General features: G+C 63.3%; 17 protein-coding genes. 9 read left to right on the top strand and 8 right to left on the bottom strand.

Annotation, left to right across the window (positions count from 1 at the left end; translation table 11 throughout):
* Positions 1–54: 54 nt before the first annotated feature.
* The 5 genes from ppdK to D5400_RS17100 form a co-directional block, all read right to left on the bottom strand.
* Positions 55–2,727 (bottom strand): pyruvate, phosphate dikinase, encoded by a 2,673-nt coding sequence (gene ppdK, locus D5400_RS17080; RefSeq protein ID WP_126011111.1) that lies wholly within the window; start codon positions 2,725–2,727, stop codon positions 55–57.
* 125 nt (positions 2,728–2,852) lie between these two features.
* Positions 2,853–3,164: a PilZ domain-containing protein gene (locus tag D5400_RS17085; RefSeq protein WP_126011112.1), complete on the bottom strand. Its 312-nt coding sequence runs from the start codon at positions 3,162–3,164 to the stop codon at positions 2,853–2,855.
* 87 nt (positions 3,165–3,251) lie between these two features.
* The gene (gene smc, locus D5400_RS17090; RefSeq protein ID WP_126011113.1) at positions 3,252–6,713 is read right to left on the bottom strand and encodes a chromosome segregation protein SMC; all 3,462 of its coding nucleotides are present in this window, start codon (positions 6,711–6,713) and stop codon (positions 3,252–3,254) included.
* 90 nt (positions 6,714–6,803) lie between these two features.
* Complete coding sequence (locus D5400_RS17095) at positions 6,804–7,547, bottom strand: DsbA family protein (protein ID WP_245451334.1); 744 nt, start codon at positions 7,545–7,547, stop codon at positions 6,804–6,806.
* A gap of 118 nt (positions 7,548–7,665) precedes the next feature.
* The gene (locus D5400_RS17100) at positions 7,666–8,163 is read right to left on the bottom strand and encodes a DUF721 domain-containing protein (protein WP_126011114.1); all 498 of its coding nucleotides are present in this window, start codon (positions 8,161–8,163) and stop codon (positions 7,666–7,668) included.
* 114 nt (positions 8,164–8,277) lie between these two features.
* Here D5400_RS17100 and mutY point away from each other — a divergent pair, with 114 nt between their 5' ends.
* The gene (gene mutY / locus D5400_RS17105) at positions 8,278–9,366 is read left to right on the top strand and encodes an A/G-specific adenine glycosylase (RefSeq protein WP_126011115.1); all 1,089 of its coding nucleotides are present in this window, start codon (positions 8,278–8,280) and stop codon (positions 9,364–9,366) included.
* 24 nt (positions 9,367–9,390) lie between these two features.
* Positions 9,391–10,005, top strand: coding sequence for an HAD family hydrolase (locus D5400_RS17110; protein ID WP_126011116.1), 615 nt, complete (start codon positions 9,391–9,393; stop codon positions 10,003–10,005).
* 73 nt (positions 10,006–10,078) lie between these two features.
* On the opposite strand, the gene D5400_RS17115 is transcribed toward D5400_RS17110, so the two are convergent.
* Entirely contained in the window at positions 10,079–11,227 is a 1,149-nt protein-coding gene (locus D5400_RS17115) for a site-specific DNA-methyltransferase (protein ID WP_126011117.1), read from the bottom strand.
* A 196-nt stretch (positions 11,228–11,423) separates the two neighbouring features.
* Between D5400_RS17115 and D5400_RS17120 the strand changes: the two genes are divergently transcribed.
* Complete coding sequence (locus D5400_RS17120) at positions 11,424–12,113, top strand: HAD family hydrolase (protein WP_126011118.1); 690 nt, start codon at positions 11,424–11,426, stop codon at positions 12,111–12,113.
* A gap of 24 nt (positions 12,114–12,137) precedes the next feature.
* Here D5400_RS17120 and D5400_RS17125 read toward each other — a convergent pair whose 3' ends face one another.
* Entirely contained in the window at positions 12,138–12,692 is a 555-nt protein-coding gene (locus D5400_RS17125) for a hypothetical protein (protein ID WP_425364935.1), read from the bottom strand.
* Between the two features lie 205 nt (positions 12,693–12,897).
* Between D5400_RS17125 and thrC the strand changes: the two genes are divergently transcribed.
* From thrC to D5400_RS17145, 4 genes are all read left to right on the top strand, one after another.
* Positions 12,898–14,313 carry a threonine synthase gene (thrC, locus tag D5400_RS17130; protein WP_126011120.1) on the top strand — a complete coding sequence of 472 codons (1,416 nt, stop codon included), beginning with the start codon at positions 12,898–12,900 and terminating at the stop codon, positions 14,311–14,313.
* 6 nt (positions 14,314–14,319) lie between these two features.
* Entirely contained in the window at positions 14,320–15,627 is a 1,308-nt protein-coding gene (locus D5400_RS17135) for a M16 family metallopeptidase (RefSeq protein ID WP_126011121.1), read from the top strand.
* Positions 15,628–15,710: 83 nt separating this feature from the next.
* Positions 15,711–16,298 carry a GNAT family N-acetyltransferase gene (locus D5400_RS17140; RefSeq protein WP_126013483.1) on the top strand — a complete coding sequence of 196 codons (588 nt, stop codon included), beginning with the start codon at positions 15,711–15,713 and terminating at the stop codon, positions 16,296–16,298.
* Positions 16,299–16,351: 53 nt separating this feature from the next.
* A complete protein-coding gene (locus D5400_RS17145) occupies positions 16,352–19,204 on the top strand; it encodes an EAL domain-containing protein (RefSeq protein ID WP_245451335.1) in 2,853 nt (950 codons plus the stop codon).
* 8 nt (positions 19,205–19,212) lie between these two features.
* On the opposite strand, the gene D5400_RS17150 is transcribed toward D5400_RS17145, so the two are convergent.
* The gene (locus tag D5400_RS17150) at positions 19,213–19,821 is read right to left on the bottom strand and encodes a YqgE/AlgH family protein (protein ID WP_126013486.1); all 609 of its coding nucleotides are present in this window, start codon (positions 19,819–19,821) and stop codon (positions 19,213–19,215) included.
* Between the two features lie 163 nt (positions 19,822–19,984).
* On the opposite strand from D5400_RS17150, the gene D5400_RS17155 reads away from it, so the two are divergent.
* Both D5400_RS17155 and D5400_RS17160 read left to right on the top strand, forming a co-directional pair.
* Positions 19,985–20,848 (top strand): protein-disulfide reductase DsbD domain-containing protein, encoded by an 864-nt coding sequence (locus D5400_RS17155; RefSeq protein ID WP_126011123.1) that lies wholly within the window; start codon positions 19,985–19,987, stop codon positions 20,846–20,848.
* A gap of 138 nt (positions 20,849–20,986) precedes the next feature.
* A complete protein-coding gene (locus D5400_RS17160; RefSeq protein ID WP_126011124.1) occupies positions 20,987–21,472 on the top strand; it encodes a peroxiredoxin in 486 nt (161 codons plus the stop codon).

Raw genomic sequence — 21,472 nt, forward strand, 5'->3', positions numbered from 1 at the left:
AAGATGTCGCCGGGGCACCTAGTGCGACACCCCGGCTGGATCGAAGCGTGGCGACTATTCGGCCTGTGCGCCGCGGATCGAGGCTTGCGCTGCTGCAAGCCGTGCGATCGGAACGCGGAACGGTGAACACGACACATAGTCGAGCCCCGTTTCCTCGCAGAACGTGATCGACGACGGATCGCCGCCATGTTCGCCGCAGATGCCGAGCTTGATGTCCGGCCGACGGTCCCGTCCCGCTTTCGAGGCGATTTCAACGAGCGCGCCAACACCGTCGATGTCGATGGACACGAACGGGTCCTGCTCGATGATGCCCTTCTGCTGATAGGTCTGCAGGAAGGTGGCGGCATCGTCGCGCGAAATGCCGAAGGTCGTTTGCGTCAGATCATTAGTGCCGAAGGAGAAGAACTCCGCGGTCTCGGCAATCGAGCCGGCGCGGATCGCTGCGCGCGGCAACTCGATCATGGTGCCGACCAGATAGTCGAAGCGGGCACCGGTTTCCGCCATCACCTCTTCGGCGACGGCATCGATGCGCGCCTTCACGAAGTCCAGTTCGCTCTTCAGGCCGACGAGCGGCACCATGACTTCCGGCACGACCATCTCGCCCGCCTTGCCGGCAGCTTCGACGGCCGCCTCGAAGATCGCACGCGCCTGCATCTCGGCAATCTCGGGATAGGAGATTGCCAGGCGGCAGCCGCGATGGCCGAGCATCGGGTTGAATTCGTGCAGCGCCTCGACGCGTTCACGCAACAGGTCCTCGGCAACGCCCATCGCCTCGCAGACTTCCGCGATTTCTTCGTCCGTCTTCGGCAGAAACTCGTGCAGCGGAGGATCGAGAAGCCGGATCGTCACCGGCAGGCCCGCCATGATGTCGAACAGCTCGACGAAATCGGAACGCTGCATCGGCAAGAGCTTGGCGAGCGCCTCGCGGCGACCTGCTTCGTTGTCGGCGAGGATCATCTCGCGCATCGCGACGATCCGCTTGCCTTCGAAGAACATGTGCTCGGTGCGGCAAAGCCCGATGCCTTCGGCACCGAATGAACGCGCGGCTTTCGCGTCTGCAGGCGTTTCGGCGTTGGTGCGCACTTTCATGCGCCGCGCCGCATCCGCCCATTCCATCAGCTTACCGAAATCGCCGGAAAGTTCCGGCTGCAGCATCGTTACCTTGCCGCGGATGACCTGGCCGGTCGAACCGTCGAGCGTGATGACGTCGCCCTTTTTCAGCAAGCCTGATGGCGTCTGGATCGTTTCGGCCTTCATGTCTACGCGGATGCCGCCTGCACCCGATACGCAAGGCGTTCCCATGCCGCGGGCAACGACGGCCGCGTGGCTCGTCATGCCGCCGCGTGTCGTCAGAATGCCTTCCGAGGCATGCATGCCGTGGATATCCTCGGGGCTCGTCTCGATGCGCACGAGGATCACCGGACGGCCTTCCTTGGCTTTGGCGACGGCATCTTCGGAGGTGAACACGATCTCGCCCGTCGCCGCACCCGGCGATGCCGGCAGGCCTTTGGCGATCACATCGCGGGTCGAGCCCGGATCGATCGTCGGGTGCAGCAACTGGTCGAGCGACGCCGGATCGACGCGGCAGACCGCCTCGTTCGGCGTAATCACGCCTTCCGCCGCCATATCGACGGCGATTTTCAGCGCAGCTTTCGCGGTGCGCTTACCGGATCGGGTCTGCAGCATCCAGAGCTTGCCGCTCTCGACGGTGAACTCGACATCCTGCATGTCGCGGTAATGCGCTTCCAGCCGATCGCAGATCGAGGTGAACTCGCGGAACGTGTCGGGCATCAGCTTCTCGAGCGATGGCTTGTCGGAGCCCGATTCGATGCGCGCCTGCTCGGTTAGGTCTTGCGGCGTGCGAATGCCGGCCACGACGTCCTCGCCCTGCGCATTGACGAGGAACTCGCCGTAAAGTCGCTTCTCGCCGGTCGATGGATTGCGCGTGAATGCGACGCCCGTGGCCGAAGTGTTGCCGAGATTGCCGAACACCATCGCCTGCACGTTGACGGCCGTGCCCCAGGCTGCAGGGATGTTGTGGAGCTGGCGGTAGGTGATCGCGCGGGCGTTCATCCAGCTCGAGAATACCGCGCCGATCGCGCCCCAAAGCTGGTCGGATGGTTCCTGCGGGAACGGTGCGCCCGTTTCCTGCTCGACCAGTGCCTTGAAGCGGGTGATCACGCCCTGCCAGTCGGCGGCGGTCATATCCGTGTCCAGCTCGTAGCCAAGCGTTGCCTTGGCGTCTTCAAGGATTTCCTCGAAGTGCTCGTGATCCACGTCGAGAACGACGCTCGAATACATCTGGATGAAGCGGCGATAGCTGTCATAGGCGAAGCGCTCGTCACCGGCATCCTTGGCGAGAGCGATGACCGTCTCGTCGTTGAGGCCAAGATTGAGGACGGTGTCCATCATGCCCGGCATGGATGCGCGCGCGCCGGATCGCACGGAGAGCAGGAGCGGTTTTTCCTGGCCACCGAACTCACGGCCGACCGAGCGGCCGACGGATGCCAGAGCGGCATCGACATCGGCCTCAAGTGTTTCCGGATAGGCTTTGCCGTGGTCGTAGAACCACTTGCAGACCTCGGTCGTGATGGTGAAACCGGGGGGCACGGGAAGGCCAAGACCGCACATCTCGGCGAGATTGGCGCCCTTGCCTCCCAAGAGATTGCGGTCGGACGCGCTGCCCTCAGCCTTGCCGTCGCCGAAACCATAGACCCACTTTGCCATCCAGCTTCTCCCGTTGGACGTCGAACCGTCTGCAGTGCGCTTATAGAATATCGGCGCCGGAATAAACGGTGTCTTTGGTGGTGTGCACCATCGTCTGAAGAGAAGACCTGGATGACACTGGCCGCTCAGGCGCGGGCAAGCGCCCTTGACCGGAAGAACGACTCGACCTTGGCGGTCGTGTTGGTCGACCGCTTGAAGATCACGCCGATGCGCTGCGGCGATCGCCAGACGATGCGGCCCTGCAGCCAGCCAAGCTCCGGCGCGTGAATATCGATCTCATCGCCCTTGTTGAGCGAAGCATAGGCGCTTATCCGAATGGATATTCCCGTGCGCGACAGATCGAAGGCACGGCCGCGATGAGCGCGCTCGCCATGCCTGATTTGGACATCAAAATCGCATCGCCGTCGCGGCTCGCGCCGCTGGTCTGGAAGCATCATGCTCTCCGACAACCACCGCTGACCAGGGTGTATCGTGCCGGAGCAGGTGTTGCGCTTCAGGAAATGCGAAGGCTCAAATTGAAGCGATCAGCTCGCTTCGCGGATTTGCTCGGCTGTTTCGAGGTCTACGGACACGAGCTGGGACACGCCCTGCTCGGCCATGGTTACGCCGAACAGCCTGTTCATGCGCGCCATGGTGATCGGATTGTGGGTGATGAGGATGAAGCGGGTCTCGGTCGATGCCGCCATCTCGTCCATCAGATTGCAGAAGCGCTCCACATTGTGGTCGTCAAGCGGTGCATCGACCTCGTCGAGCACGCAGATCGGCGCCGGGTTGGTCAGGAACACCGCAAAGATCAGCGCCATTGCCGTCAGCGCTTGCTCGCCGCCGGACAGCAGGGTCATGGTCTGCGGTTTCTTGCCGGGCGGCCGGGCGAGAATTTCGAGCCCAGCCTCCAGCGGATCGTCAGATTCGACGAGCTGGAGCTCCGCCGTCCCACCGCCGAAGAGATGGGTGAACAAGCGGCGAAACTGCTGGTCCACCACCTCGAATGCGGCCAGCAAACGCTCGCGGCCTTCGCGGTTGAGGCTCTGGATGGCGCCCCGCAGCTTGCGGATCGCCTCGATCACGTCCTCTCGCTCGCCGACGATCTGATCCAGCCGCTCAGAAAGTTCCTGGCTTTCCGCCTCCGCCCGAAGATTGACGGCGCCGAGCCTTTCGCGATCCACCTTCAGCTGCTCCAGCCTTCGGTCGGTCACCAGCGCGTCGGGCAATGGCTGGTCATGACCAAGCCCGGTATGCCGGATGGCCTCGTGCGGATGGCAGCCGAGCGCATCGCGGATGCGCGCCTCGATCTCCTCGCGTCGTTCCCGCGCGGCGTGCAGGCGCTCTTCCGCTCGCCCGCGCTCCTCGCGCGAGGAAGCCAGCGCGGAAAGCGCATCATTGGCAGCCTGATCGAGCTTCTTCTGCCTTGCGTCGGCCTCGTTCAACCGGTCGCGCGCCTCGCGCCGCAGCCTCTCGGCTTCCTTTAATTGCCCAAGAAGTGCCACCCGCTTTTCTTCCAGATCGTCGGGTGATGCATCAAGCGTCGCGGCCTCGGCGCTTGCTTCTTCCTGCCGCTTCTTGAGCTCCGCGATATGGGCTTCGGCGCCCGCCGCGCGTTCCATCCACGCCTTGCGGTCGCCGTCGATCGCCTCGATGCGGCGTCCGCGGGCTTCTTTTTCCCGCAACCCCGCATCGTGCCGCGACCGCGCCTCGGCCGCGGCCGTACGGCCTTGTGCCAGCACGAGCGTTGCGGCGGACAAGCGTTGATCGAGGGCCGACAGATCCGGCGCCTCGGCAAGCTGCGCCCTGGCTGCCGCCAGCGCTTCGCTCAGTTCGGCGAGCGTGGCGGATGTCTGCGCATGGGTTTCATCGAGCACCGCCTTGCGGCTCGCGAACTGGCCGGCGGCACGCTCGGCGTCCTGCGATGCGTCGCGGGCACGATCGACCTGCCGTGCCATCTCGTCGCGCTTGCCGCGCAGGAGTTTCATCGCTTCCGTGGCCAGCTGGACAGCAGTCTTGGCGGCATCGAACGCAGCCTCCGCCTTCTTGACCTCCTCGGAGGCGGCAACCGCCTCGGCATCAAGCTCGGCCAGCCGATTTTTTTGCTCGAGCCTGAGTGCCGCGGCCGTCGGCGCGTCCGCGCCGGCCACAAAACCATCCCACCGCCACAGAGCGCCGTTGCGGGTCACGATCCGCTGCCCGGGCTTCAACAGTGCCTGAATACGCGGCCCGTCCGAGGCTTCGACGAGCCCCACCTGCCGCAGCCGTCGCGCCAGCGCCTGAGGTGCATCGACATGGTTTGCGAGTGACCGAACGCCTTCCGGCAGATCTCCGTCAGCCTCCCCCTCGCCCGTGAAACGCCAATGGGCGGGCGCGCGCTCGTCGAGCGGCTGGTCGAGATCGTCACCAAGCGCCGCTCCAAGGGCTTTCTCGAAGCCCCGGTCCACCCGCATGCTTTCCACGGCGGCTGGGAAGGCGCCACTACCCGCTCCGCCTGCCAGCATCTTGCGGATCGTGCGCGCCTCGGTCTCAACGGCATTCAGCGCCGCGCGGGCCTTGTCGAGAGGGCCGCGCATCTGTGGCTCGCGCTCGCGCGCCTGCTCCAGTACGGTTTCCGCGTCGACCAGTTGCAGCCGCAGGGTCTCCGCCTCTGCCAGCACAGCCTCCAGCGCCTGCCGTTTCGCTTCCGGATCGGGCAAGCCTGCGATCTTCCCGTTGATCTCGTCGCGTTCCTTCTCGATGGAACGCAGTTGCCCGGCCGTACGGGTTTCCCGATCGGTCAGGTCGCGCAGACTGCGCTCCTGCTGGTTGCGCGCCGCCGCAGCTTCCGCCCGCTCGGCCGTGATCGCGGCGACGACCGATTCAGCTTCAGTCAAAGCGGTCGCAGTCCGTTCGACCGCAGCTCTCGCCTGTGTTTCGAGATCGACGGATGCGGCCAGCAACGATTTCAGTTCGGCCTGCTCGGCATCGAGCTTTGCGATTGCACCCTTGTTGTCGGTGATGAGCGCTTCTTCACGGGCGATGTCGCGAACGAGTTGTGCCAACCGCTGCTGCAGCTCTTCGCGACGCCGCGTGATGCGATCGACTTCGGCGTCGAGCTGCGTCCTTGCAATTTCGAGCCGCTGCAGCGCAGCGCCTGCCTTTCCAGCCGCGTCGCGCAGTTCTGGGATCCGGTGCGCGCCGATCGCCTGCGCCTTCACGGCTTCCATCTGCGCCTGCGCCCGCTCGGCCACCGTGCTCGTCGCCTGCGCAAGAATGGACTGGGCTTCGCCCTCGGCCTTCTTGTCGCCTATCCAGCGGATATGCAGCAGCGTCGCCTCGGCGGCGCGGATGTCGGCGGACAGTTGCTTGAACCGGTTTGCCTGCCGCGCCTGTCGTTTCAGGCTGTCAATCTGGCTGCGCAATTCACCGGTCACGTCGTCCAGACGTTCGAGGTTCGTCTCGGCGGCTCGCAGGCGCAGCTCAGCCTCGTGGCGGCGCGAATGCAGGCCGGAAATGCCGGCTGCCTCTTCCAGAAGCTGGCGGCGGGCCTGCGGTTTGGCCTGGATCAACTCGCCGATGCGGCCCTGCCCCACCATGGAAGGCGAGCGCGCCCCGGTCGAGGCGTCGGCGAAAAGCAGTTGCACGTCCTTGGCGCGCGCTTCCTTGCCGTTGATCCGGTAGACGGACCCCGCCTCCCGCTCGATGCGCCGCGTGACCTGAATTTCGTCGTGATCGTTGAAACCGGCCGGTGCCGTGCGGTCCGAATTGTCGAGGTGGAGGCCAACTTCAGCCGTGTTGCGTGCCGGGCGATTGCCGGATCCCGAGAAGATCACGTCGTCCATGCCGGACGCGCGCATATTCTTGTAGGAGTTTTCGCCCATCACCCAGCGGATCGCTTCCACCAGATTGGACTTTCCGCAGCCATTCGGGCCGACGACACCCGTCAACCCGCGCTCGATGATGAATTCGGAAGGCTCCACGAAGGATTTGAAGCCGATCAGGCGAAGCTTGGTGAACTTCATCCGTCACGGTCCCGCAAGACGAGCGCTGCCATCAAATAAAAAGGCGGACGCGCGAGCGCATCCGCCTTTTCCGGGAATGAAATTGTGCGGTCAGAGATTGGCGTCGATGATTGCGGACATCTGCTCAATCGACATGTTCCCGGCATAGCGCTCGCCGTTGATGATGAAGGTCGGCGTAGACTGAACTTGGAATTCCTCTGCGGCTTTCTGCCTGACGGCATTCACATCATCCAGAAGTTCCTGGTTCGTCAAGCAAGCCTCGAAGGACTCTTGTGTAAAACCGGCCATCCGCGAAATCTGAAGCAGGGCGCCGCGCGCATCCTGTGCAGCAGCCCAGCTCGACTGTTGTTCGAAAAGCATGTCGACCATCGGGAAATACTGTCCCTCTGGCGCGCAGCGAGCAAGCATCGCACCGGCGGCAGCGCGCGGATCGAAGGGGAAGTCGCGCACGATGAAGCGCACTTGGCCGCCGTCGATATACTTCGTCTTCAGCGCATCGAAGGTCTCGTTATGGAACGACGCGCAGTGCGGGCAGGTCAAAGACATGTATTCGACGATGGTTACCGGCGCATCGGCCTCGCCCAGAAACATCTCGGGCAGCGGGCCTTCCTCGAGCACGGCTTCCATATCGACGCTGCCCTGCGATGCAGGCGCTTCGACGGCAGCGGCCGAACCGGTGTCGGCCTGTGCGAGCTCGATCGGCGCTTCGTTCGTCGCCGTCTGCGAGTTGGCTTCATCGGCGCAGGCCGCGACGGCGAGCGCCATCAGGCTCACGGCGGCGAGGCGCGCGATTGTCTGGCGCTTGGCGGTTGGCGTCGCGATGCGGTTCGTCATGAGGCAATCAACCCTTTTTCACATGTCTGCGGTGGTACCGACCGATATAGTGACAATTGTGGCGGAACAAGAGAGCCTCAATCGCCGCGCTTCAACAAGGCGTGAGCCTATCGCCACCTCAGCCGTGCTTCTTCTGGGTCATCACAGCCCTGCCAAGCTTTTCCAGAGCAGCCTTCAGTCGATCGTCTTCGATGTCGCCCAGCATTTTCGACAAATGCTGGGCCTTGTCCTGCGGCAGCGGCGGGGCCCGTCGCTTCGGCCGGTTCAACGGTGTTACCGGCTTTTGGACGATCTTGATGCGCTGCACCGCCGGAAAGCCGAAGAAGCCGTTGATCCTGTCGATGAACTCACCCAGTTGATGGCTGAGAAACAAGGCGCGTGCGCCTTCGCAGGCGACAACCAGCGTGCCGGGCTCGAAGCCGCCATCCGCCTGTCCTTCGCTTGCGCGGCGCTGCCAGACGATCTTTTCTGGCTTCGTGCAGTCCGCAAATTCCGGCCCGGCAATATCTTCCCAGGAGCCGAGCAGCATCGTGTTGATGCCCGCCCGCTTGGCAAGGATCGGATCGACGAGACCATTGGCGATCTCGGCGATCTGGAAGAGCGTTTTGCGTCGCATCGCGGCTTGTCGTTCCCGTGGAAAGCGGCTGAAGGCCGTGGTATCGAGCCGGTGATGAAGCTTCAATCCCCCCACCCTTACAGGATCGGCACCGCTGCCGAAAGGCTGGCCTGAATGGCCCGGTCCGCTGCGCAATCCGCTCCGTCCGAGAGCATCGCCGATGCCCTTCTCGCCTGGTACGACAGGCACCACCGCGAGCTGCCATGGCGGGTCACACCCGACCGGCAGCAGGCGGGCGAGCGCGCCGATCCCTACCGGGTGTGGCTCTCTGAAATCATGCTGCAGCAGACAACCGTGCAGGCCGTCGGACCATTCTATGCGAAGTTTCTGGCGCTATGGCCAACGGTCGCCGATCTCGCCGCGGCCGATGAAGAAGACGTGCTGAAGGCCTGGGCAGGGCTCGGCTACTACTCGCGCGCCCGCAATCTGAAGCGCGCGGCTGAAGCGGTCGTGCACGATCATGGCGGCGCGTTTCCACCGGACGCTGCAGGGCTCCGCTCGCTGCCGGGCATCGGCGACTATACGGCCGGCGCCGTGGCTGCAATCGCCTTCAACCGCGCCGAGCCCGTCGTCGACGGCAATGTGGAGCGGGTCTTCACCCGGCTCTTCGCCATCGAAACGCCCCTGCCCGCCGCCAAGCCCGAAATTCGGAGGCTGGTGGCGACGGAGGTTCCCGACGACCGTCCAGGAGACTTTGCCCAGGCGACCATGGATCTCGGTGCGACAATCTGCACGCCGCGACGGCCATCCTGCATCCTTTGCCCGCTGCGCGACCGCTGTATGGCGCTTCGCGATGGTGATCCGGAGCGATTTCCATTGAAGGCGGCCAAGAAGGAAAAGCCGGTCCGGCGTGCTGCTGCCTTCGTCGCGGTCGATCCCGCCGGCGCTATACTGCTGCGCAAGCGCCCCGGCACGGGTCTGCTGGCCGGCATGAGCGAGGTGCCGACCTCCGAATTCACCGCGCGTCTCGATGGGGATACGTCGGTCGATGCCGCGCCGTTCCCGGCTGCCTGGACTCTTGCCGGCACGATTAAGCACGTCTTCACCCATTTCGAATTGCGGCTCGACGTCTACCGGGCCGAGCTCTCCGAAAGGCCTGCGACCAACATCGGCTGGTGGTCGACCCGTGACGACATTTCAGGCGAAGCTTTGCCGACTGTCATGAAGAAGGCGCTTGCCTGCGCTATCCCCGACATCTTCTGACCCTCTCACTATTCGGACTTGTTCATGACCAATGCCATCCGCCACATCGTGTTCGACATCGGCAAGGTGCTGATCCATTATGATCCCGACCTGCCCTACAAGCGCCTGATCCCCGATGAGGCGGAGCGGCAGCGCTTCTTTGCCGAAATCTGCACGCATGAATGGAACCTCGAGCAGGATCGCGGCCGCACGTGGGAGGAAGCCGAGACGCTTCTGATCGCCACGCACCCGGACCACGCCGAACACATCCGCGCCTTTCGGCAGCACTGGCACGAGATGGTGCCGCACGCCTATGAGGGTAGCGTCGACATCATGCTGGGCCTGATCGATGCCGGGCATGACGTGACGATGCTGACGAATTTTGCCGCCGATACCTTCGCTGAGGCCAGAAAGCGCTTCGATTTCCTCAACAGGCCGCGCGGGGTCACGGTTTCGGGCGAGATCAAAGTCATCAAACCGGATCGGGCGATCTACGACATCCACGCCGAGACTTTCGGCCTCGATCCGGCGGCATCGCTCTTCATCGACGACACGCTGGCCAATGTTCAAGGCGCGATCGACGCCGGCTGGCAGGCCGTGCACTTCCAGAACGCCAAAACGCTCAAGGCGGACCTTGAGCGTTTCGGCCTCTCGACGTGACTGGAGGTACTCACACCGTCGAGGGGTTCTTGGGGGCGGCGTCTATCTCGACGCTGCCTATGAAGTCTTTCGATCAGCCGGCGATCGCCATCTGATCGCGCACGATGCGGCGCAGCGCATCGATCGGGTCGAGGCGTCCTTCACGGCGCACGTGCCAGAAGGTCCAGCCATTGCAGGCCTCGAAACCCTGGACCTTCGCGCCGATCCGGTGGATCGAGCCCGCTTCGCCGCCGCTCGTCACTGTTCCGTCGGCGCGCACGATGGCGCTGAACTTGCCGCGCTGGTCCGTCAGCACCGTGCCCGGCAGGATCAATCCGGATTCCACCAGTGCGCTGAACGCCACGCGCGGCTCGGCGCGCTTGCTGGAAACGATCGTCAATTCGGCTTTTCCGAGCGGTTCGACGGCTGCAATGCGCCGCTCGGCAACGTCGATATAGGACTGTTCGCGTTCGATTCCGACATAATTGCGACCCAGCCGCTTGGCGACGGCACCGGTCGTCCCAGACCCGAAGAAGGGATCAAGCACGAGATCTCCCGGGCGGGATGACGCCATCATGATGCGGGCGAGCAGTGCTTCCGGCTTCTGGGTCGGGTGTGCCTTGCGACCGTCCTCATCCTTGATCCGCTCGCCGCCCGAGCAGATGGGAAACAGCCAGTCCGAGCGCATCTGCACATCGTCATTGGCCGCCTTCATCGCATCGTAGTTGAACGTGTAGCTCTTCGCTTCTGGATCGCGGCTCGCCCAGATCAGAGTCTCGTGGGCATTCTGGAAACGGCGCCCGCGGAAATTCGGCATTGGATTGGTCTTGCGCCAGACGACGTCGTTCAGAATCCAGAAATTCAAGTCCTGCAGCGTCGCGCCGACACGGAAGATGTTGTGATAGGAGCCGATGACCCAGATCGAGCCGGTCGGCTTCAGCACCCGGCGGCAGGCGAGCAACCAGGCGCGGGTAAATGCATCATAGGCCTCGAAGGACGCGAACTGGTCCCAGTGATCATCCACCGCGTCGACCTTCGACTGGTCCGGGCGATGCAAGTCACCGCCAAGCTGCAGGTTGTAGGGCGGATCGGCGAAGATCAGATCGACGGACTGCGACGGCAGCTTCTCGAGCGCAGCGACACAGTCGCCTTTCAGAATCGTGTTGATCGGAAAACCCGTCGTGCTCGACGGCTTGGCACTTGTCGCCCTGGCGCGGGCGGCGGAGGCAGTCACGGAGGCCATGGGATACCCGGTTACGCATTACTCGGAACAACTTGTCCTCATGGTTGACGAATATGGTTACGAAAGCCTGAAGCCCGATCGATTTATGCGCCGATCGATCACGAGTCATGCGGGCGCTGAGGGTGTTCGAAGGCCACGGCGCATGATATGCGGGCCGCAAATTCCAAAGATTGTCGAGTGAGAAAGCCTGCGCGCCATGGACGGACTGGACCTCATCATATTCGATTGCGACGGCGTGCTCGTCGATTCCGAGATCATCGCAGCGGAAGTCGAGGCGCGTATCCTGACCGAGGCAGGCTATCCTGTCGAGGCTGGCGAAATGGCCGAGCGCTTCGCGGGCCTGACCTGGAAAGACATTCTGCTGACGGTCGAGCGCGAAGCGTCGATACCGCTTCAGGCGACACTGCTTGAAAAGTCCGAAAAGCTTCTCGACGAAAAGCTGGCCAAGAGCGTGAAAGCGATCGAGGGCGTGGCAACGGCACTGCGCCAGCTCGATGCGCCCCGGTGCATCTGCTCGAACTCTTCGACGAAGCGGCTCGAGATCATGCTGAAGCGCACGCAGCTTTGGGACAGTTTTGCGCCGAACATCTATTCGGCCAAGTCACTCGGCGAAAACCGCACCAAGCCGAAGCCCGACATTTTCCTGCACGGCGCCGAGCAGATGAAGGCGGACCCTGCCCGCGTCATCGTGATCGAGGACTCCGTCCACGGCGTTACGGCGGCGCAAGCCGCCGGCATGCGGGTCATCGGCTTTACCGGCGCCTCGCACGCCTATCCGGCGCTTGCCGGGCGGCTGATGGACGCCGGTGCCCAGACGGTCGTGTCTCGGATGGCGGATTTGCCGGCAACCGTGAAGGCACTTGCCGGCTGGTCGGAACTCATCTGAGTCCCGACGGTCGGCTCGTTGCGCTTACGGCGTGTCGTACGGGCCTTCGTCAAATCCCACGAAAACGCGGACGCCACGCGCATTGGCGGCGGGAATACGGACATTGGTGTCCGAGAACAAAAACTGCCCGCTACCCTGGTCGACCGTGGCCGAGAAATTGGTGAGCTGGGAATAGAGAACCTCTTCACCGCGCACCGCTGCCACGCGGATCGGCATCTGGACCGTGCCGGGCGCACCCGCCGGACCAACGACGATACGGCCGGCAGCGGTAACGTTCATGACGATCTCGCTGCCGCTCAGCGTGCACTGCCGTGTCGTTTCGGCAAGCGAGACCTGGTAGCGCACCTGCGCCGGGTCGCTCTGGTCGTTGCCGGCATAGGTGCGATAGAACGCAGTGCCGTCGCGCAGACCGACGGTGGGGCAAGTGCCCTGAACCACCGGCGTCGTTGCCGCAGCCGTATCCGGCCCGCCGCGCACTGCCGTGGCCAACGGACCGCTTCCCCCACCCGAGGGCGAACATGCCGCAAGCACGACCAGCGACATCAGCGCAGCACCACGACGAAGATTGAGAACTGACACAGACAAGAGCCTCCGTTCTGACCGGTTGGTGGACGATATACACGAGGCGCGCTCCGCATCAAACGGCTTGCTAACCATATCCCAGCCCATCCGCGCCGCTTGGCGACGGTAGCCATCGGCCTTTCCTTGAACCATGGCGATGGTCTATAGGTCGCCGCGACCGTCTACGGCGGCCACTTCCTTCGCAGACATGGGAATCTTTTTCGTGGACTATGTTTCGACGCGGGGCAACGCTCCGGCTCTTGGCTTCAGCGATGCACTGCTTGCCGGCCTTGCCGGCGATGGCGGCCTCTACGTACCGCGCGAATGGCCGCAATTCTCCGTAGCCGACATCAAGGCCATGCGTGGCAAGACCTATCAGGACATCGCCTTCACCGTGATGCATCCGTTGGTCGGCAATGACATTTCATCCGAAGACCTGCGTCGGATGATCGACGAGGCCTATGCGACGTTCCGCCACGAAGCGATCGTGCCGCTCGTTCAGACCGGTGCGGACCGGTTCTTGATGGAGCTTTTCCACGGCCCGACGCTGGCGTTCAAGGACGTGGCGATGCAGTTGATCGCGCGCCTCATGGATCATGTGTTGATCGAGCGCGACCAGCGCGCCACGATCGTCGGCGCAACGTCGGGCGATACAGGTGCGGCGGCTGTCGAGGCCTTTGCCGGCCGCGACCGCACCGACATGTTCATCCTGTTTCCTATGGGCCGCGTCTCACCGGTGCAGCAGCGCCAGATGACGACGACCACGGCGGCCAATGTCCGCACACTGGCAATCGAGGGCAATTTCGACGACTGCCAGGACCTCGTGAAAGCGATGTTCGCCGACGCGCCGTTCCGCGACCGGGTCAGGCTGTCGGGCATCAATTCGATTAACTGGGCACGGATCATGGCCCAGATCGTCTATTACTTTTCCTCGGCCGTATCGCTTGGCGCACCCGATCGTGCTGTCTCCTTCACGGTCCCGACCGGCAATTTCGGTGATATCTTCGCCGGTTACGCAGCCAAGCGCATGGGTCTTCCTGTCGAGAGGCTAGTGGTCGCAACCAACGAGAACGACATTCTCGCCCGCGCCTTCCAGACCGGCCGCTACGAGATGCAGTCGGTCGTCGCCACCACCTCGCCGTCCATGGACATCCAGATCTCGTCCAATTTCGAACGGCTTCTGTTCGAAACACTGGGCCGGGATGCGGAGCGGGTCCGGCAGGCAATGGCGCGGCTGAAACAGTCTCGCGCCTTCGACATCGAAGCTGATGCGCTCGCGGAAATTCGCGCGGGCTTCGGCGCCGGACGCGCCTCCATGGACGAGGTCGCGGCCGCGATCGGCTCCGTGTTCAAGACAACCGGCATGGTGATCGATCCGCACACTGCGACCGGCATGCATGTCGCAGCGCGCGAATCGGTGGCGCAGGCACCGATGGTCACGCTTGCCACCGCACACCCGGCCAAATTCCCAGACGCCGTAAAATCTGCGTGTGGTATTGACCCGGCCTTGCCGGCGTGGCTCTCTGATCTCATGGACAGGGAGGAGCGCTTCGATACGCTGCCGGGCGACCTTTCCGCGGTCGAGGCCTATATCCTCGCCAACGCCCGTGCCGCCGATGGCCGGGCGCAGAAAGACTGAGAGTTCATGAGCGTACAATGTACCCGGCTTGCAAGCGGCCTGACAGTCGTGACCGAGATGATGCCTCATCTGGAGAGCGTCGCGCTCGGCGTCTGGATCAAGGCCGGTTCTCGCAACGAGACTGAAAATCAGCACGGCATCGCCCATCTGCTCGAACACATGGCCTTCAAAGGCACGGCGCGTCGCACCGCCCGCCAGATCGCCGAGCAGATCGAAAATGTCGGCGGCGAAGTCAACGCCTCGACCTCCGTCGAGACGACCGCCTATTACGCGCGTATCCTGAAGAACGACGTGCCGCTGGCCGTCGATATTCTCGCCGACATCCTCACCGAATCGAGCTTCGAGGAAGAAGAACTCGAGCGCGAACAGCACGTGATCCTTCAGGAAATCGGCGCTGCCAACGATACGCCAGACGATGTCGTGTTCGACCGGTTCTCCGAAGTCGCTTTCCGCGACCAGCCGCTCGGCCGCGCCATTCTCGGCACACCCGAGACGGTGAAATTGTTCACGCCGCAGGATCTGCGCCATTATCTCGACCGCCATTACACGAGCGAACGGATGATCATCGTCGCCGCGGGTGCGATCGATCATGACAGTTTCGTGCGCCAGGTCGAACAGCGTTTCGCCTCGATCCCTACGGGCGGCACCGACAACAGCTTCGTCACGCCGGCGAAGTATATCGGCGGCGATTATCGCGAATCCCGCAATCTCATGGATGCGCAATTCCTGCTCGGTTTCGAGGGGCGCGCCTATCACGTGCGCGACTTCTACTGCTCGCAGCTCCTCGCCAACGTGCTTGGCGGCGGAATGTCGTCGCGGCTCTTCCAGAAGGTGCGTGAGGAGCGTGGCCTCTGCTATTCGGTCTATGCCTTCCATTGGGGCTTTTCCGACAGCGGCGTCTTCGGAATTCATGCGGCAACCGGCGGCGATGACCTGCCGGAACTGGTGCCGGTTCTGATCGAGGAACTGCGCAACGTCACCGAAAGCGTCGATGTGCAGGAGATCGACCGTGCGCGGGCGCAGACACGCGCGCAATTGCTGATGGCGCAGGAAAGTCCCGCCGCCCGTGCAAGCCAGATCGCGCGTCAGATGCTGCTTTACGGGCGCCCCATCCCCAACGAGGAGTTGATGGATCGGCTCGCCAATTTGACCCCGGCGCGCCTGACGGACCTTGCCGGACGGCTGTTCTTCGACACCGTGCCGACCATTTCCGCGATCGGACCGCTGGAAAGCCTGCCGTCCTTCGAGGAAATCCGAAACAGCCTCTCGACGGGTCGTGGAGGCGCCGCATCCGCGCGCGCCGCCAGCGCCTGACCGCGTCCGGCTAAGGCCCGGTCGTGTTCGGTTTCCTGTCTCGACGCAGCGATCCGCTTCCGGTCGAGACGCCCGACAGCTACATGCGCTTTCCTGCCCGCTCGGACTTTGCCGCATGGCGCGCGCTACGGATGGAAAGCCGCGCTTTCCTTCAGCCCTGGGAGCCGAGTTGGGCACCCGACGAACTGTCGCGCGTTTCGTTTCTCGGCCGCATCGGTCGATACGAGCGCGATTTCGCCGAGGGACACGCGATCCCGATGTTCCTCTTCCGCAAGTCGAACGACGAACTGATGGGCGGCTTGACCATCGGCTACATCCGCCGCGGAGCTGCCCAAAGCTGCATGGTCGGCTACTGGATGGGCGAGCGCTATGCCGGCCAGGGGCACATGTCGCGGGCGCTTCAGGCGCTCATTCCCCATATCTTTATGCAGCTGAAGTTGCACCGCATCGAGGCAGCCTGTATCCCCGACAACGAGCGAAGCATCAGGCTCCTTGAAAAGGCCGGATTTCGCCGGGAAGGCTACATGCGGGGCTACCTCAAGATCGACGGCGTATGGCGCGACCACCTGCTCTACGCACGTCTGACGAACGATGCGGCTGCCGGCCGCTTCGAAACCGATCCGCACTCCGCGGATATCGGTTCGACTGTGATAAAGATCGAGGCTCGATGATTAGGACGGACAGCAACCGCCGGCCCGCTATCGCCCTGATTTCGATAGTCCTCATGCTCGCAGGCCTGTTGGCAGCCTTGCTGCCGGGGCTGGCCCGAGCGGCCGATCCCGTCGCCATATCCCGAGACGAAACCGCGCTGGATCTGACCGCCGTCACCGACATCTATGCCCATCGCGGCGAGGCGTTTCAGGTGTCGACGGCCCCCGGCACCGACGGCATCGTGCGCCGCATCGAAGTGCGCGCTTCGTCGCCACAGCACTCCGGCGATTGGGCCGTCTTTTCGCTTGCGAACGTCTCCGACGAGCAGCTGGATCGATTGATCGTCGCGCCGCATTTCCGGCTCGTCGGCTCGCGCATGATCTGGCCCGATCTCGGCTCGCAGCGCATCATTTCGGTCACGCCGAGCGAAGGCTTCGCGCTCGATCGCCAGGCAAGCCCTGATGCCGACGTGTTCCAGATCACCCTCAATCCGGGATCGATCGTCACCTTCGTTGCCGAATTGTCGTCGCCCGAGCTGCCGCAGATCTATTTGTGGGAGCCGGATGCCTACAAGGACACGGTCAACGCATTCACGCTCTATCAGGGCATCGTGCTCGGCATTGCGGGCCTTCTCGCGGTGTTTCTCACCATTCTGTTCGTCGTGAAGGGCACGTCGATGCTGCCGGCGACGGCTGCGCTTGCTTGGGCGGTGCTGGCCTATATCTGCGTCGATTTCGGTTTCCTGTCCAAGCTGATCAGCGTCACGCCGGCCGATGAACGCATCTGGCGCGCGGGCACGGAAGTGTTCCTGGCTACCGGGCTCGTGATCTTCCTGTTCACCTATCTCAATCTCAATCGCTGGCACACCAATCTCAGCTACGCGACGCTCGCCTGGATCATCGCGCTCGGCCTGATATTCGGCGTCGCGATCTACGATCCGGCCATCGCGGCCGGCCTCGCGCGCATTTCCTTCGCCACCACCGGCGTCGTCGGCCTGCTGCTCATCGCCTATCTCGGATTCAACCGCTACGACCGGGCGATCATGCTGGTGCCCACCTGGGTGCTGATCCTCGTCTGGCTCTTCGGCGCCTGGATGACGGTGACGGGCCAGCTCGACAACGACATCATCCAGCCTGCGCTTGGCGGCGGCCTGGTGCTCATCGTGCTCCTGATCGGCTTTACGGTCATGCAGCACGCCTTTGCCGGCGGTGTCCTGCAGCAGGGCCTCTTCAGCGATCTGGAACGGCAGTCGCTCGCCCTCAGCGGCGCCGGCGATACCGTCTGGGATTGGGACGTTGCCCGAGACCGTGTCGTCACCATTCCCGATATTTCAGGGCAGCTCGGCCTGCCGGATGGTTCCCTGAACGGCGCTGCCCGCAACTGGCTGCCGCAGATCCACCCGGACGATCGTGACCGTTTCCGCAGTGCGCTCGACGTGATGATCGAGCACCGCAAGGGCCGGCTCAACCATCAGTTCCGCCTGCGGGCCGAAGACGCGCATTATCACTGGATGTCGCTGCGGGCGCGCCCGGTCGTCGGCTCCAACGGCGAAGTCATCCGCTGCGTCGGTACCATGATCGACGTGACCGAGCAGAAGAGCTCCGAGGAGCGCCTGCTCCACGATGCGGTGCACGACAATCTGACCGGTTTGCCGAACCGCGAACTGTTTCTTGACCGGCTGGACGCCCTCACCCGCATGTCGGCCTCGCAGGAAGCCATGCGGCCAACGGTTTTCATGATCGACATCGACCGGTTCAAGCAGGTCAACGACAATCTGGGCATGTCGGCCGGCGACACGATCCTTCTGACGATCACCCGCCGTCTCAAGCGCCTTTTGAAGCCGCAGGACACGCTTGCCCGCATCACCGGCGATCAGTTCGGGCTCATCCTGCTGTCCGAGCAGGCACCGGCGAAAGTCGCGGCGCTCGCCGAGGCGATCAACAAGGCAATCATGGTGCCGATCGTCTTCGCCAAGCGCGAGATCATTCTGACGGCCTCGATCGGCCTCGTCTCGTTCGTCGACGACAGCACGTCCGCTTACGACCTCATGAAGGATGCCGAACTCGGGATGTACCACGCCAAGCGTCAGGGCGGGAACCGGATCGAGCCCTTCCGCCCGGCCTTCAAGACGGTCGGCACGGACAAGCTGCATCTGGAATCGGATCTCCGCCGGGCGCTGGAGCGCAAGGAAATGGGGCTTGCCTATCAGCCGATCGTGCGACTGGAAGACGGCGAGATCGTCGGTTTCGAAGCGCTCATGCGCTGGGAGCATCCCCGACGTGGCGCCATCCCGCCTGCGGAATTCATTCCGATCGCCGAAAGCTCCGACCTCATCTTCGCGCTCGGCCTCTTCGCCATCGAGCAGGCTGCGTCGGACTTGAAGGACTGGCAGGGCGATGTCGGAGAAGTGCCGGTTTCGGTGTCGGTCAACATCTCCAGCGCGCAGCTTCTGCGCAACGATCTTTGCAACGATGTTCGCGCGGCGCTGACCAAGACCGGCTGCAAGCCGCATCATTTGAAGCTGGAACTCACCGAGTCCGTCGTGATGGAGAATCCTGAGCAGGCGGCACTTGTGCTTGCCCGCATGGGAGAGATCGGCATCGGCTTGGCGCTCGACGATTTCGGCACCGGGCATTCCTCGCTCGCCTATCTCACGCGCTTCCCCTTCGACACGCTGAAGATCGATCAGTCGCTCGTGCGTGACACCAGCGACAAGCGCGCTGTCCTGCTGCGCTCGATCATCACCATGGCCAAGGACCTGGACATGAAGGTCGTCGCCGAAGGTATCGAGCACGACGAGGATGCGGGCGAGCTGTTCGAAATGGGCTGCGATTTCGGCCAGAGCTTCCTGTTCGGCCCGGCTATGCGTGCGCCTGCCATCAAGCAATTGCTCCGCGAGCGTTTTCCGCTGTCCAAGGCGAGCTGATCAGTCCCTCAGGCGTGGCCGCTCTCGCGCGACAGCATTGCGGGATCGATGCCCATGGATGCCAGCACACGCTCGTATTTGTCGCTGATCGCCCGGTCGAAGACGACATCATCGGTGGCCGGGCAAGTCAGCCAGCCATTCTCGGTGATCTCCGCTTCCAGCTGCCCTGGGCCCCAGCCGGCGTAGCCGAGCATCATCATGGCGCGATGCGGGCCACGGCCTTGCGAAATGGCGCGCAGGATATCGACCGTCGCGGTCATGCACATCTCGTCCGAAACGGGCATGGTGGAATCGCCGATATAATCGTCGCTGTGCAGAACGAAACCGCGCCCGGTTTCCACCGGACCACCCGCCTGCACCGAGATCGATTGCGCTCGGCGCGGCAGCCGGATCGCCTCGTTGCTCTTGATCACGTTCAGCTGAACCAGAAGATCCGAGAAGGTGATCGGCTGCGGGCGGTTGAGGACGAAACCCATGGCGCCGTCGCTGGAATGGGCGCAGAGATAGACCACCGTACGATCGAAATTGGTATCCAGCATATGCGGCATGGCAATCAGCAGCTGCCCGTCGAGGTAGCTGCGTTCCTTGCTGTCATGCTTGAGCGCGCCGATGACCATGCGCAGAGGGTAACAAGCCACGGCGAAATGGAAAGCAATTTCGGCGCGATTCAACGTATCAATATTTCACGACTGCCAGACAGGCGCGATGTCACTCGTTTATGATCATCGCGCTTCAAGCTGTGAGTTGCTGCGGTGAAACCGAGCAGCTAAGCCAGATGACATGACGCAAAACGCTGCCGACACACAAAAAACAGGACCGCACGCCCTCTTTGGGTGTGGGCTCGCTGCTTTCGCTCTGGTTGCAGCGCTGGCTCATGGGCCGGCCTTCGCCGCATCGTCGGATTGGGTCGAGCATGAAGGCGGCCGCCTGCGGATCGTCACGAGCACACCCGATGCCGATGGTGTCGTGCGGGGCATGCTTGATATCGAGCTGATGCCCGGCTGGAAGACCTACTGGAGCGACCCGGGCGACAGCGGCCTCCCGCCCCAGATGAACATCTCGGGAAGCACCAATCTGTCGGCCGTCGAGCTTCTCTTTCCCGCGCCAGAACGGGTCGACGACGGATATGCCGTCTGGGCCGGCTACACATCCTCCGTGCGCCTGCCGTTTCGCCTTCATCAGGGGACTACCGACGATACCGCGAACCTCGCTGCGGATATCCTGATCGGCGTGTGCAAGAGCGTCTGCATCCCCGTCGATGCGCAACTGGATGTGGCTCTGTCGCAAGATGCTTCTCCCATCGAAATTGCGCTGGTCGATGAGGCGTTTTCATCCTTGCCGGGCGATCAGACCTCCGAAATGCGCATCGACGCCGTCGCGCTCGAGCCCGGCGACCCCAATCGGCTCCTGGTCGATGTCCACCTCCCCTCGGCCGAAGCGGCCGCGGCAGCCGAGCTCTTCATCGCCACGCCACCGGGGTGGCGGCTCGGCACGCCAAGAAAGATGGCGACGCAGGGCCAGACAAGCCGCTTCGCGGTGAAGGTCAAACGTCAGCCGATCGGCGATGGAGCGGATGCAGCGCCGCTGACCTTCGTGCTTAAAACTCACACGCACAGCATCCAGCAAGTCCTGCACGCCGAATAAGTCAGGCTTCCGGCCGACCCCATGCGCAGCGGGAAACGACATCCGAAGCGCTGCGCCTTCTTCCATGCCAGGCCTAAATTCTCTAGCGTGCGATCCGCGCCATTCGGCTCACTCATCAAGCCACACAGGAGAATTGCCTTGACCGTATCAGTCGGTGACAAGCTGCCGGAAGCAAAATTCAAGGAGAAGACGTCTGACGGGATGGAAGAGGTCTCCACCGCTGACGTCTTCGCTGGCAAGAAAGTCGTCCTGTTCGCCGTTCCCGGCGCCTTCACGCCGACCTGCGACATGAACCATCTGCCCGGCTATATCGAACACCGCGACACCATCCTCGGCAAGGGCGTCGACGACATCGCCGTCGTTGCCGTCAACGATGCTTTCGTGATGTCGGCCTGGAGCAAGTCCTCCGGCGGCGAAGGCAAGATCCGCTTCCTGTCCGATTGGGACGCCTCGTTCACGAAGGCCATCGGCATGGAGACCGATCTCTCCGCCGGCACACTCGGCATGCGCTCCAAGCGCTATTCGATGGTCGTCGAAGATGGCGTCGTCAAAGCGTTGAACGTCGAAGACGCGCCGGGGCAGGCCACCAAGTCGGGTGCCGCCGCCATTCTCGAGCAGCTCTGA

The organism is Georhizobium profundi, from assembly GCF_003952725.1.
In the GTDB taxonomy this organism is placed as follows: Bacteria; Pseudomonadota; Alphaproteobacteria; order Rhizobiales; family Rhizobiaceae; genus Georhizobium; species Georhizobium profundi.